Raw genomic sequence first — 13,491 nt, 5'->3', positions numbered from 1 at the left:
CAGCGCCATGGAAGCTTTTCAATATCAAGCGTTGGACACATCCAATCGGACAGTCTCCGGTGTCATCCAAGCCGACACCGCTCGGCAGGCGCGGGCGCAATTGCGCGCGCAGGGCTTGCTACTTTCCTCGCTCCAGCAGGTTCACGCTCGTGAGCGCGCCCGTCAACACTGGGTGCGCGGGCTTGCCGCCGCCGAGCTCAGCTTAGTCACGCGGCAATTGGCTACCTTGCTAGCCTCTGGGCTGACCATGGAGCAATCGCTTAACGCCTTGATCGAAGAGGCTACCGCGCCGATGACACGCGAGACGCTGATCGGCGTGAAGACGGAGGTGACTGCGGGACAATCTTTAGCGGGCGCTCTGGCCGCTTACCCGAAGAGTTTCCCGGAGTTCTATCGCGCGCTAGTCCACGGCGGGGAAGAGTCGGGGGCGCTGGCCACCGTGTTGCAACATCTAGCCGATTATCTCGATGCACATCAGGCGCTGAAACAAAAGACCAGCCTCGCCCTGCTCTACCCTGTCCTCGTCACGGTGGTGGCGATCATGATCGTCACCGGATTGCTGATCTACGTCGTTCCCCAAGTGGTTCAAGTCTTCCAGCAATCGCGCCAAACGCTGCCTTGGCTGACGCGCGCGCTGATCACCTTGAGCGACTTTTTGCGTACCGCTTGGCCGTACCTCTTGCTCATCTTTGCTGGAGCTTACGCTGCCGCTCACGCCGCGTTGCGCCGCGCTGACAACCGTCACCGCTGGCACGCACTGCTGCTACGAACACCGATGCTCGGCGTGTTGATACGCGGCATCAACACTTCACGCTTCGCCAGCACGCTCGCCATTCTGGTCGGCGGCGGTGTACCACTGCTTGCCGCACTGGCCTCCGGCGCACAGGTGATGAGCAATCTAGTGTTGCGCGCAGCGGTCGAACGCGCCATCGAACGGGTACGTGAAGGCAGCAGCCTCGCACTCGCTTTGGGTGAAACGCGGGCGTTCCCGCCCCTGTTGATACACCTTATCGCCAGCGGCGAGATCAGCGGTAAATTGGAACAGATGCTAGAGCGCGCGGCTCGGCTTGAGACTCAAGCACTGGAGCGGCGATTGACCGTATTCCTCACCTTGCTGGAGCCGGTGATGATCCTCGTGATGGGCGGCATCGTGCTGCTGATCGTGCTCGCCATCCTGCTGCCCATCATCGAGATCAATCAGCTCGTCCACTGAGCGCCGGTCACCCCAAAGTGTGCATGTTTTTGATGACCTGATAACACGAACAGGCAGCCGCCTCCAGCCCGATGCCATCCAGTATTTTGATCTCGCCTCGGTTGTAAGTGATGAGTTTACGTTCGCGCAAGGCACCCGCCGCTTTAGTGACCCCGACGCGGCGCACGCCCAGCATGTTGCCCAGCAAGTCTTGAGTCTGATGGAATTGGTTAGAGCGCACACGGTCGCGGGTCATCAGTAACCAGCGGGCCAGACGCTCTTCGACACGATGGAAGCGGTTGCAGGCCGCAGTCTGCGTCAGTTGCACCATCAATTCGAAGGTGTAGCGATTGATCTCCCGTTGCAATAAAGTGCTCTGCCGGAATTCATCTCGAAAATGCGCCGAGCTCATCCGCAGCGCCGTGCCCGTGCCCTGCACCAAAGCACACACCGGCGAGTGGCTAACGCCTAAGGCAAGCGGTATCCCCAACATCCCTTCGTGGCCGACCATACCGACTTCCAGCGCCTGATGCCCGGACACTTGCGTGAGCAAGGACACCAGAGCATCCGTTGGGAAATACACATGTTCGATCGGCTCGCCTGGCAGGTAGATCACGTCGCCGAATGTCAGCGGGATAGGCTCCAGAGTGGCCTTGAGTAGCTCAAATTCCTTGCCGGGCAAGGCAGCCAGCAGGCTATTGGCAGCAGGAACTCGATACAAAACTGGCATGAGGCAACCCTAAGTAAAGCGCCAGCGTGTGAGTCCACCGACGGCTAACGGAAATGCATTCGTGTATTTCCGATGTAAGCACGGGAGCCGTGTGGACGGCGTCCCGAATCAGGAGGCGAAGCTACCGCAATGATTTTCCACTGTATGTGCGCAGACGCACAGTTTGTGCACTTGTCGAACGACTGACCATGCAGAGGATCCGTAGATACCAAATATGTGAAACGCGCGGTATGTGCGCTAACGAACGGAGCGCATGTAGCGAAAGGTGGATAACGATGACGGGGGTGCGGTGTTGCCTGAGTTCGATGAGTTCGCTATTCAGATGAATTCTAGAGTTGCCCCAGGTAAACACTAAGACTGGCCGCACACGGCCAGTGATCGCACCGAAGTTTCGGTAACCGAAGAGAGGGGAAAGTCATGAATAGATTTGCAAGTATTACGAAACCACTCAGGTGGTACGCGTCATTACTGCTGCTGATGTTGGGCGCAGGATGCGGAGGTGGCGGAAGTTCGATTTTAGGCACGGGCGGCGCGACCGCCTCGCCCCCCGCCGCTCCACCGACGGTGACTCTCGTGACTCCCCTAGCGAATGCCGTCGGTGTGCCTATCAACACCAAGATATTCACGGCAGCTTTCAACAAGCCGATGGCACCCACGTCCCTCACGGGTAGCTTCACGCTCGCCTGCCCTGCGGCGACTCCGATAGTTGGCACGGTGAGCTATTTGGCCGCAGGCAATGTGGCTACACTTACTCTACCTGTTGCTTCTCCCAATCTTCCAGCGAATACCGTCTGTCGTGCGACGATAAGCACCGCCGCTAAAGACACCACAGGTCTGGCCTTGGTGAGTAACTTCGTGTGGACATTCACGACAGGTCTGGTGGCGGACACGCTGCGTCCTAGCGTAACGCTCACCATTCCAGCCACGAGGACGCCCAGTGTAACGGCAGTGCCTACCAATACTGCGATCACTGCCGCGTTCACCGAAGACATGGCGCCCGCATCGATCACGGGCACCAGCTTCACGCTAACGGGGCCGGGCTTAACCCCCGTCGCCGGCACGGTGACTTACGCGGTCGGTAGCCGAGTGGCAACATTTTTACCCACCGCCGTTCTACAAACTGGAACCACCTATACCGCCACGATCACCACGGCCGCCACAGACATCGCGCGCAACACATTAGCGGGTAATCAAGCCGCATTACCCGCTGCCAGCAACTATGTCTGGACATTCACTACCGGAGTCACGCCACCCGTTCCTCCCATTCCACCGACAGTGACTTCCGTGGCCCCCCTAGCGAATGCCGTCGGCGTGCCTGTCAACACCAAGATCATCACAGCGGCTTTCAGCAAGCCGATGGCGCTCACCTCACTCACCGGTAGCTTTACGCTCGCCTGCCCTACGGCAACACCCGTGGTTGGTACGGTGAGTTATTTGGCTACAGGTAATGTGGCTACGCTTAACCTGCCCGCCGCCTCCAATCTTCCAGCGAATACCTTATGTCGTGCGACGATAAGCACCGCAGCTAAAGACACGACAGGTCTGGCCTTGGCAAGTAACTTCGTGTGGACATTCACGACCGGTCTGGCAGCAGACACGCTGCGTCCTAGCGTAACGCTCACGGTTCCAGCCACGACAGTCCCCAGTGCAACGGCGGTAGCTACCAATACAGCGATCACTGCCGCCTTCACCGAAGACATGGCTCCCGCATCGATCACGGGCACCAGCTTCACGCTGACGGGGCCGGGCTTAACCCCCGTCGCCGGTGCGGTGACTTACGCGGTCGGCAGTCGAGTGGCAACATTTACACCCACCGCCGTACTATTAGCTGGAACCACCTATACCGCCACGATCACCACGGCCGCCACCGACATTGCTGGTAATACGTTGGCGGGCAATCAAGCACCACTACCCGCCGCCAGCAACTATATCTGGACGTTCACCACGGGAGTCGCGCCGTCCATCACGCGCCCTAGAGTGTCGCTGACCGCGCCGGTAACCACGATCCCTGGCCCGACCACAGGTGTACCTGCAAATACTGCGATCACGGCCATCTTCACCAAAGATATGGACCCAACCACGATCACTGCCGCCAGTTTCAACGTGACAGGTCCGGGAGCGGTAGCTGTTGCGGGTACGGTCACTTATGCAGCTAGAACCGCGTCATTCACGCCCACTGCGGCTCTGGCCACCGGCACAACCTACACCGCCACAATCACCACGGCGGCGACGGATATCGCGGGTAATGCACTCGCCGGAAATCAGGCCGCGCTGCCCGCAGCAAGTAACTATGTTTGGACGTTCTCTACCGTCGCTGCAACGCCACCCGCCAACATTTCGGTGCTTTCCACTAACCCACTCGCAGCCGCTGCGGCGGTGTGTCCGAACGCGTCCGTCAATGCCACATTCACCGTCCCCTCGGGTGCTCGACTGGATCCTTTGACGGTCAACTCCGCCACATTCACCCTGACTGGGCCAGGACTGACACCCGTGACAGCGGCATCGGTGGTGCTGGATGTAACGACGGGTCGGATCGCAACGTTCACGCCACTTGCTGCACTTACTGCGGGTGTGACTTACACCGCAACACTCAAGAGCGGCCTCACTGGCATCCGAGATATGGCGATCCCGGGCAATACGATGCTGCTCGACTACGTTTGGACATTCACCGTGGTACCAGCGACAGGTGCTTGTCTGGCACCGATTGCGCTCGGTGCTGCCGCGCCTTTCGGCGGTATCGGCGGCAATGCAGGAATGACTAATCAGGGGATACTCACCGTAGTTAACGGCGATCTGGCCACCACGGCAGCCTCGACGCTATTCACTGGGTTCCACGATCTTGGCGGGCGAATCTACACTGAAACTCCGCTCAACATCGGCACTGTGAATGGAACCATCTACTCGGCGACCGCTCCTCCAGGGTCAGTTCCCGGTGCAGCGGCTGCGGCTGGACTATTAGCAGCGAATACGGCTTACACCAATATGCAGCCGGCTGCTCTTCCCGGAGGTATCGACGTGTCGAACATAGCCCTCTGCCCTAGCTGCGGCGGAGCGGGTATCGGCGCGGGTGAGTTGGGTGGACGCACTCTTCCACCGGGAATTTACACGTCCGTACCCGGCACGTTCGCCATTTCCAACGCGAACCTCACGCTTGATGCTCAAGGTAATGCGAACGCAGTCTGGGTGTTCCAGATGGCGAGCTCGCTCACCGTAGGTGTCGCTGGGCCGACAGGTGCGCGCAGTGTGCTGCTGGTGAATGGAGCTCAAGCCAAAAATGTGTTCTGGCAAGTGGGCAGTGCCGCCACGATCAATGGCGCAGGTGGCGGAACCATGGTCGGGACGATCATCGCCTCTGCTGGAGCCACATTCTCGACCGCAGGCAACACGGTGCTAACAACATTGAATGGTAGAGCGTTAGGTTTGAATGCTTCGGTCACTCTGGTGAACACCATCATCAACGTACCGGCTCCGTAACTCATCGCCCCGAAGGTCGGCTGCTTAGCTGCGCCGACCTTCACCACACATCGAATTGCATCACCTACGCAGCACAACTTATGGAGATAACCATGAAAAAAATAGCAAAAAAAGTAGGCACGTTAAGTCTGTTGGGATGCGCGATGCTTAACGGCTCGTTGGCAGTAGCGGAAGACTCAGGATGGTATGGCGGTGCTAATCTCGGCCAATCCCGCGCCAATATCGACAATGCACGAATCGCGGCTCAATTGCGCGGGGTGGGGCTGACCTCCACCTCGATCATCGACAACAATCGCGACACAGGCTTCAAGCTCTATGGCGGGTATCAGGTAAATCGAAATTTCGCCTTTGAGGGTGGCTACTTCGACCTAGGACAGTTTGGCTTCACCTCGACCACCCTCCCGCTAGGAACACTGGCGGGTAATATCAAACTCAAGGGCTTGAATCTGGACGCGCTCGGTATTTTGCCGATCACCGACCGATTCTCCGCTTTTGGCCGAGTCGGCATGAATTACGCAGAAGCCCGCGACACGTTCAGAGGCACGGGAGCGGTGATCGTACTCAACCCCACCCCCAGCAAACGCGAGTTGAACTACAAATTTGGCGTGGGACTTCAGTATGCGCTGTCCCCCGCTGTTGGCGTGCGCGCCGAAGCCGAACGCTATCGCATCAATGATGCCGTCGGCAATCGCGGCGACATCGACCTGATTTCATTGGGACTGGTCTATCGTTTTGGCGTAAAAACACCGACACCCGTCGCATTAGCGCCTGAACCGCAAGAAGTGGCACCAGAACCGATTGTCGTGCCGCCGCCCCCGCCTCCAAGGAAAGTGATCTTTGCCGCAGACTCCTCGGCTGATTCTTTATTTGATTTCGACAGTTCAGCCATCAAACCCACAGGTAAGCTGGCCATCGACAAGTTTGCAGAAGAACTGCGCGGCGCTAACTACGCCGTCATCACGGTCACCGGCCACACAGACCGCATCGGCTCACATGCATACAACCTGAAACTGTCAACGCAACGCGCTGAGGCGGTAAAAGCCTACCTGATCGAGTCTGCGAACATTCCCGCCGACAAGATCTCAGCGAGCGGTGTCGATGGCGCATTTCCGTTGACCAAGCCAGAAGATTGCGTCAGCCCGAAAAAAGCAGCGAAGAAAGCCAGCAAGGAGTTGATCGCCTGCCTAGCACCCGATCGTCGCGTTGAAGTCGAGGTTTCAGCAACGCGCACAGCGAAATAAGACAAGTCCAGGACAAGCCGACTTGGCTTGTGCGTTGGCTGGCTAGACTGCGGGGGCACTCCAAGGTCTAGCCACTTTTGCTCCACCCTTAGTCCACAATTGTTTCCAGCATTCCCCCCGTTCGGCCCCTCGAAGATATAGATACATAAACATCCGGTGCAATGACGGTTGCGCCCCACGCGAGCTGTCACTACTTATCCAGATGAGTGTCATCCCGCGATCAACGCTTGAAGGCCACGTGCGAATTCGGTCGCGCCGCCATTGGCCGGATGACGGACGGTGCCGGTGGTGCATACACCCATGTCACTCAACAGCCCTTCCGCTTTCTTGCCGACGGCAACGATCTTGGCCTGCGGGAAAGTCTCGACAAGCAGTCGCATGGCAGGTTCGCCCAGTTTGATCTCTTGCGGCGTTGGGGTACGGTTGGACCAGAGGTCGTCTGGACGATACGGGTGCAGTTGCATCGCGTTCCACAGCAGGGTGCGTTCCGCGATGCCTAGGCGATACAGGGTCTTCCACACGATGGTTGCAGAAGGTTCGGAGAACGGCAGGCGGCGCGTGGACAATCGCTGAGTCAGCGCCGGGATGCGCGGAATGGCACCTTCTCCCAGCAGTCGTTCGCTGGTGAAAGCGATGCCGCTGTAGCGACAGCCCTGATAACCCGGCGCTTCACCAGCGAGAATGAACAACGGGTCGCAATCCAAATGCTGCGCTAGGCGCTGCAACTTCGGCTGTGGCCCGTTGCCGTCGGCGTCATGCGGGCAATGATCCACCCACGGATTGAACAGGCCGTCGCGGCCAGACGGCAAGGTGCCGACTAGGGCGCGTGCGAGTTCCAGTTTGTTCATAGTCATCAGTTTGCTTCCAGTTTATTCGTATCAGATAGCTCGGCGGGAAACAGCGGGATGAGAAATACATCCGGCGCAATAATGATTGCGGGCTACACCGGTGCTCCGCAATGCAGCGGTTCAGCTGCAACCCAGTTCATTCCCCAATCGGCCAGATTGTAATGGATGTAATCGATGTGCCGCGTCAGGTCGTGTTCGTCGCGTATCTGATGTTCCCAATAGCACCGTTGCCAGATGCCTCGCTCACCTTTGCGTCTGCGGCTGGGATTGATGCGATCGACCTTTTCAAGCCTGCGCGAAAACCCCGACTTGATCAACGCCCAGCGCGCCAGTACCTTTCGTTCGTGCGTTAACGCACAGTTTCACCGTGGCTATAAGAATAAATTGACGTTACATGACCTCCAAACAGTTCTGTGTCATGCAAGTTGGATTTCAGTTAACTAGCATCTACTAGAAAAGGAATGTACATCATGTCAAATACCAGCCAAGGAATCTCGGAAAGAATGTATAAAACCAAAATGAGTGCCGTCAACATGGATAATCATGAAAAAGGCGAAATCATTGAAGAAATGCACTCACGCAATGAAATTATCGAACGTGCAAAGGAAACACAAATACGGAACATAGGGTTGGATTTTTGCAGTTTTGCCGGATTGGAAGAAGTAACCCAACTGGGCAATGACGGTGATAAATCTTACTACGTTGATAAGACCGGGAAGCGGGTTGAATTTACGGAAGAGATGCAATTCAAGGCGGCGATTGCAGTGCTTAATACACAAGGGCATTATTTTGAAGCAACCCCTATGAATTAGCCCACGAACCACCTTCATTTGTTCAGGCTGGCGAACCATCACAAACCTGAAGGTATCGGAGTTGAATTCATTTTCAGTCGAGCCAACCTCGCACTAAGCAATTCGACTTCGATGCCTTTGTTTATGTATTCACGAAATTGGGCAATTCCGCATCGGTCGGCAGGAACTCGCGCGCGAAAATCGTCTTCCCCGCGCCGTTCGTCCCGGCGATGATGACGATGCGTTTGATGTAGATCGATGACTTCATAGCTCAGAAAACCGTGTTACGTCCCCTATGATTCATCCTAGAAAAGAACATCGCCCTTACGGGCGATGAATACGTTCGGAGGAGGACAAAAAGACCGCGGCTCACCCCTTGTCGATTCAAAACAAACCTTACGGTTCAAGCGGATGGCTACCTAATCTGCCCACAAATGCAAGGTGGGGCGCATCAATACGAAAGATTCGCCACCTGCCGCAGATACTCTCCGCGCTGCAACTCCTGCACCACGAAATGCGCCACATCCGCGCGGGATATCTTGCCCATACGGTCGTGTTTCTCGAATTGACCGATGCATCGATACTGCCCCGTCTTCACCCCATTGGTGAGGAACGCAGGACGAATCAACGTCCAATCCAGATTGCTCGCGCGCACCAGCTGCTCTTGCCTGTCCTTGTCGATATAGATCTGACCTAACAGCAGCGGCAGGATCACTCGGTCATACAAAAACCCGCCATGCCCGCGACTATCCCCCGCTCCCATGCCAGTGATACACAACAAGCGCGACACTCCCGTCTGCCCCATCGCTTGCATGATGTTTTGCGTTCCGCGTGACAACAGCGTCACCGGTGTGCGTTGCAAAGGTGTGCCCAGCGCGCTCACCACCGCATCCATCCCGCGCGTCGCGGCAATCATCGCATCGCTGTTCAGCACATCCCCCTGCATCACCTCCAATCGTGACGACAGATCGGCAGGCAAGCGCGATGGGGTGCGCACCAACACGCGCACTTTCATGCCAGCCGCTAGCGCCTGCTTGCATATCTCGATACCCGTCGGCCCCGTCGCGCCGATCACCAGAATGGAACGCGCATTGTCTTGAGTGTTCGTCATATGCGTCCTCTCACTGGCGAACCAAGGGATACGACGTCAGCGCGACTGGACGTGCCTTGGTCAAATCACCCGCACGATCACCAAAATAGATTCGCCCATCTTTGAAAGCCACCAGATCGTATTCGCCCATCGCCTGCATGATGCCCGGCACGAAACCGCATCCTTGGCCGACCAGCGGCAGAGCCTTACCTTTCTCAAGCGTGCATCCCATGCTGGCAAACATCCCCACACCCGCATCACTCTCCGCCGTCACATGGCGATGGTTCGCCGGAAATATCCCCTCGAATGCACCAGCCACCGAAGCAGAAGCTTGCCCCAACACATAGAAGCCGCCCACATCCAAACTGAACAGCGGCTGCTTTCCCTGTGCATCTGCATACGCACGGTAAGTCACCTTCCACTCCTTATCCGTGAACTTGAACGTACGCGTCGCAAAATGGCTGCCGTAATTCTCTAGCGCGGCAGATGCCCAGCGCCCTTTCAGTTGCGGCACGTCTTGCGCCTGCGCGACAGATGCCGCACACAGCAACACGGCACAAGTAGCCAAAACGAATCGATTGAATAGCTTAAACATGTCAGATCCCCTTCTATGGATATTGGTCACATGGGATGCCCTCGCAATGCGATGAGCAGCCCAAAGCGGCGAAGGACACAGCGCCCCTATCGCCCGCGAGAAGGAAGTTAACTGACCGACGGATGGATGAATTGAATGGAACGGCTATTCTGCAGCAAGCCCCCAGCTGGGATGCCAAAGGTACGTTTGAACAAACGACAGAAATGCGCCTGATCGGCGAACCCCGCACGCGCGGCAGCTTCTGTCAGATTCGCCCCATCGCGCACGGCAAACACGATGGCCGCTTTGATGCGTTTCCACACCAGGAACTGCGAGAACGACACCCCCGCCTCCTGCACGAACAGATGCCGCATGCGCTCTGGCGAAAGATGGATATGCGCCGCCACCTCTGGCAAGCCGATCTTCTCGTGCAGATGCTGCTCCACCCACGTGATCGCTTGCTCGACACGACTATCGCGGGCAGTCATCGGCTGCATATCGGCCGTCACCAACGCCAAAGCATCTTCGGCCACTGCCAAGCGTCGCTCATGCGTCCATGCACGCATCTCATCCATCGTGGGGGAATGCGGCCTTACCTCTAGCCATATGTCTGTCAGATCAAGGATAGGCTGACCATCTAACAACTGCTTCAACTGCCAGCCAGTGCGGCTTTCCGCATCGATAAAAAAGATCAGATTACTACCGCCCAGCCCGTTGCAGGCATGCGCCACATTCTGATTGATGACCAACGCACGCCGCCCAGTGTGCAGCACCCCACCGATATCGCTATCGAATGGCGCAGACATACCCAGCAAGATCTGAAAACAATGATGACGATGCACCTCCACCTGCGCGTCATGCGCAAGGAAGGAAATGATGTTTTTTTCAGAATGGAGGGGATACATCGGAATACAAAGAACTCAAAAAGTGGCGGGGAAATTGATTCGTGGCCAGCCCTCGATTATTTTCACTAACCGAGTGAGCATCTAGTCCTTCTTCTCGGCGCGTGCCGCGATCTCAACCAGCACAGCTTCCAACGTCGTCAGCGCATCCAGCGCCGCCGGATAACCCGCGTAGATAGCGGTCTGCAACAAAGCCTCGGTAATCTCTTCCAGCGTCGCCCCATTGCTGAGTGCCAACTCGAAAACGATCTTGAGCGCATTCTGCCTCCCCAAAGCAGACAAAATGCCGATGCTGCAAAGCGAACGTGTCTTCACATCCAGCGCATCACGCGACCAAGTGCGGCCGAACACCACCGAAATCGCCTCCTGCTCGAACACTGGGCTCAGCGAACGAAAACGCGCCACGATCGCTTGCGCCCGCTCCGCCCCTAGCATACTTGCCAACTTGTCCACACCAGCTTCGAAATGATCCACAATTTACCTCCTAACTAATCGGCCACAGACTGAACAATCTCATTGACTGGATCAATGGAGGCTATCCCCGAGGGCTAGGAAAAACAGCACTCTGTCGCCAAATGTTTCAGTCACCTTGAAAACTATTGCGATACGAACACCAGCCCCCGCGCCTTGTTGCTGGTGGTATCCAGCGTGTCTATCGCCTTGCTCAGCGTACGGATGGTGACCCACTCCGGGGCGTACATGTACGTCGACACATCGAGAATCAGCGCACGATCCGATTGCGCATCATAGGCCGCCAACACCGACCAATGCCCCCCGCCTGCCTGCCCCAAGGCCTCGCGCAAAAAGTTCACCAGCACAAACTGCCCGTCATCGCCCATCGCCTTCTGCACCAGCGTACGCAGTGCAGACTCATCCACGCTATCGCCCGCAACAGTCGTCGCCTTCACGCCATGCCGCAGCAGCGTCTTCACCATCTCGTCGCGGGTCATGCCCTGATTGCGCACCGTCTGCGGACTGATGACCTTCACCACCTCCGGCGTAAAGAAATTGCTTTGCGTGAAATAGGCATGCGGCGCATTGACGGGATCGACCGACTTCTTAATCGGCATCGCATTCAGCACCATCACCGCGCTGGCCACACCGCAATAGGTCTGGTTCTCCTGATTCGTGAACCAGGGAATGAGCTGCCAGTAATCTTCATCGGGCGCGATCCGGGCACGCAACACCTTGCCCGCATCCGAGTTCCAGTAGATCACCTCAGGTTCTGCCGCAGTGACGGTGAGCGGGAGCGCGGCAAGCAGGATGAGAAAGAGGAAGGGAACTGAAATTTTCATTCTGATTCTTTAACAAACGATTGCGATGCTGCCCCTTTTGATTCCTCTCGCTCAGAAAACGTGGTCTGTCCCTTATTATTATTCCTGTCCATCGTGGTCTCCAATACATGGGCAAGCTGGTGAGGGGGCAGAAACCTGAAAATTATTTTCACCAGTTGAAGCGCCCCAGCCAGACGGCAACCCCGGCAGCCAGCGTCAGCGCGACCGAGAGCTTGAAGGCTCGTCGGGTCGAGGCCTGTACCCGCGCCTCTTCCCGCTCCTCCTCGGTCCGCGCCCGTGCCAGCTTGCGCCGCATGAGGCCGAAGTAAATCAGCTGCGAGCTCACCAGCAGCACCAGCGGCAGCAACGCCCAGGCCGTGGCCAGCACCAGGCCCATGCCGCTGAACAGGGTCAGCACCGACCCGACGAAAAGAAAGCGCGTGACCAAGGGGTCTTCCGGCGTGCCGGCGAGGGCGCCCAGCACTTGGTCCATCAGCGCCGCCTCGCGCGCCTTGTGGAAGGCGATGCCGCTGCCGACGATCCAGAATGCGCCGAAGCCGCGCAACAGCCATTCCAATGTGGTTTCAAGCATGTTGGGTTCCGTATAAGGGGCTATTTATAGAGATTTATTTTCTCATCATTTTCTAGTTTTATCACGACCTCGGCAGCAGCCGAATCCTGGGGTGTCCAGTCATCTTCGATTGTGAATGAGGCATGCATCGATTGGCTGCGGCTTAGCCAACGTAGGCTGGGGTGTACCCACTAGGAGTAGGCCGTCGTTGTATAGCCGCGCTAAAGCGGCGGCAACGACGCTCAGGCACGAACCCCAGCATTACGCACCGTGAGCACGATATTACCGAGGTTCAAAGTTGCCGGGGTTCACAGAGAGCGCTGGGGTTCGTACCTCACCCCAGCCTACCGGACTGCTCAAGGGGGGATGGCACACCATACGGCTTGCCGCCATAGAATGCCGAGAATTCCCCGTGCTCGTTGATACCAACCCCCTCCGAGAATCGCTTGCTCTCGCAGACATAAATCTCCATGAAGCGATTCAGCATGAGGTGGTCGATTTGGGCGACACGCCCTTCGCACTCGATGCGCAGATCATGGATAAGCATCCAGTTCTTCGAAGCGCCAAAATGAAAGTCCATTTCATATGCCGCTTCGGCTTCACCCCTCATGCCTGATTGCATGTAGCGAATCTCCTGCTCGATGTTCTTGCGAACATCTGCGGAAACATCCGGACGGGCGGCAAGCCCCTTTAGAAACTCCATGTCACGGGTCTTATCGTCTGGCTTCTTTATAAGCATAGGTAAACCATTTCAGCATGTGGCGAAAACCAGATTCAAGGAATCAGCATCGCATTATTCTTCTG

15 protein-coding genes are annotated in these 13,491 nt (G+C 57.0%); 5 read left to right on the top strand and 10 right to left on the bottom strand.

All coding sequences use genetic code 11. The annotated features are described in order from the left end of the window. Positions 1–7: 7 nt before the first annotated feature. Positions 8–1,213, top strand: a complete 1,206-nt coding sequence (gene gspF / locus OYT1_RS05565) for a type II secretion system inner membrane protein GspF (protein ID WP_062627746.1) — start codon at positions 8–10, stop codon at positions 1,211–1,213. A 7-nt stretch (positions 1,214–1,220) separates the two neighbouring features. On the opposite strand, the gene OYT1_RS05560 is transcribed toward gspF, so the two are convergent. After that, positions 1,221–1,922 (bottom strand): Crp/Fnr family transcriptional regulator, encoded by a 702-nt coding sequence (locus tag OYT1_RS05560; protein WP_062627747.1) that lies wholly within the window; start codon positions 1,920–1,922, stop codon positions 1,221–1,223. A gap of 417 nt (positions 1,923–2,339) precedes the next feature. Here OYT1_RS05560 and OYT1_RS05555 point away from each other — a divergent pair, with 417 nt between their 5' ends. Beyond that, on the top strand, positions 2,340–5,396 hold the full coding sequence (locus OYT1_RS05555) for an Ig-like domain-containing protein (RefSeq protein WP_119283484.1): 3,057 nt from the start codon (positions 2,340–2,342) through the stop codon (positions 5,394–5,396). Positions 5,397–5,488: 92 nt separating this feature from the next. Beyond that, on the top strand, positions 5,489–6,637 hold the full coding sequence (locus OYT1_RS05550) for an OmpA family protein (RefSeq protein ID WP_197714111.1): 1,149 nt from the start codon (positions 5,489–5,491) through the stop codon (positions 6,635–6,637). Positions 6,638–6,846: 209 nt separating this feature from the next. Here the strand turns inward: OYT1_RS05550 and OYT1_RS05545 are convergent, their stop codons facing one another. Then, the gene (locus tag OYT1_RS05545; protein ID WP_172588515.1) at positions 6,847–7,491 is read right to left on the bottom strand and encodes a uracil-DNA glycosylase; all 645 of its coding nucleotides are present in this window, start codon (positions 7,489–7,491) and stop codon (positions 6,847–6,849) included. A 155-nt stretch (positions 7,492–7,646) separates the two neighbouring features. Between OYT1_RS05545 and OYT1_RS13645 the strand changes: the two genes are divergently transcribed. Continuing rightward, on the top strand, positions 7,647–7,838 hold the full coding sequence (locus tag OYT1_RS13645; RefSeq protein WP_172588514.1) for a hypothetical protein: 192 nt from the start codon (positions 7,647–7,649) through the stop codon (positions 7,836–7,838). 117 nt (positions 7,839–7,955) lie between these two features. Then, on the top strand, positions 7,956–8,297 hold the full coding sequence (locus tag OYT1_RS05535; protein ID WP_145983676.1) for a hypothetical protein: 342 nt from the start codon (positions 7,956–7,958) through the stop codon (positions 8,295–8,297). Positions 8,298–8,418: 121 nt separating this feature from the next. Here the strand turns inward: OYT1_RS05535 and OYT1_RS13985 are convergent, their stop codons facing one another. The 8 genes from OYT1_RS13985 to OYT1_RS05495 all read right to left on the bottom strand — a co-directional run bounded on the left by OYT1_RS13985 (position 8,419) and on the right by OYT1_RS05495 (position 13,426). Continuing rightward, complete coding sequence (locus OYT1_RS13985) at positions 8,419–8,544, bottom strand: hypothetical protein (protein WP_269460711.1); 126 nt, start codon at positions 8,542–8,544, stop codon at positions 8,419–8,421. Positions 8,545–8,727: 183 nt separating this feature from the next. Further along, positions 8,728–9,387: an NAD(P)-dependent oxidoreductase gene (locus OYT1_RS05525; protein ID WP_062627676.1), complete on the bottom strand. Its 660-nt coding sequence runs from the start codon at positions 9,385–9,387 to the stop codon at positions 8,728–8,730. A gap of 10 nt (positions 9,388–9,397) precedes the next feature. Next, complete coding sequence (locus tag OYT1_RS05520) at positions 9,398–9,961, bottom strand: hypothetical protein (protein WP_062627675.1); 564 nt, start codon at positions 9,959–9,961, stop codon at positions 9,398–9,400. 107 nt (positions 9,962–10,068) lie between these two features. Continuing rightward, positions 10,069–10,845 carry a helix-turn-helix transcriptional regulator gene (locus OYT1_RS05515; RefSeq protein WP_062627674.1) on the bottom strand — a complete coding sequence of 259 codons (777 nt, stop codon included), beginning with the start codon at positions 10,843–10,845 and terminating at the stop codon, positions 10,069–10,071. 81 nt (positions 10,846–10,926) lie between these two features. Beyond that, positions 10,927–11,316, bottom strand: coding sequence for a carboxymuconolactone decarboxylase family protein (locus OYT1_RS05510; protein WP_062627673.1), 390 nt, complete (start codon positions 11,314–11,316; stop codon positions 10,927–10,929). Between the two features lie 122 nt (positions 11,317–11,438). Further along, positions 11,439–12,137, bottom strand: coding sequence for a phytochelatin synthase family protein (locus OYT1_RS05505; protein ID WP_062627672.1), 699 nt, complete (start codon positions 12,135–12,137; stop codon positions 11,439–11,441). Between the two features lie 148 nt (positions 12,138–12,285). Next, on the bottom strand, positions 12,286–12,708 hold the full coding sequence (locus tag OYT1_RS05500; protein ID WP_062627671.1) for a hypothetical protein: 423 nt from the start codon (positions 12,706–12,708) through the stop codon (positions 12,286–12,288). Between the two features lie 313 nt (positions 12,709–13,021). Continuing rightward, positions 13,022–13,426: a nuclease-related domain-containing protein gene (locus OYT1_RS05495; RefSeq protein WP_062627670.1), complete on the bottom strand. Its 405-nt coding sequence runs from the start codon at positions 13,424–13,426 to the stop codon at positions 13,022–13,024. Positions 13,427–13,491: the final 65 nt, after the last annotated feature.

Source organism: Ferriphaselus amnicola (assembly GCF_000974685.2).
Lineage (GTDB): Bacteria > Pseudomonadota > Gammaproteobacteria > Burkholderiales > Gallionellaceae > Ferriphaselus > Ferriphaselus amnicola.
This window is presented reverse-complemented; position numbering and strand designations above follow the sequence as displayed.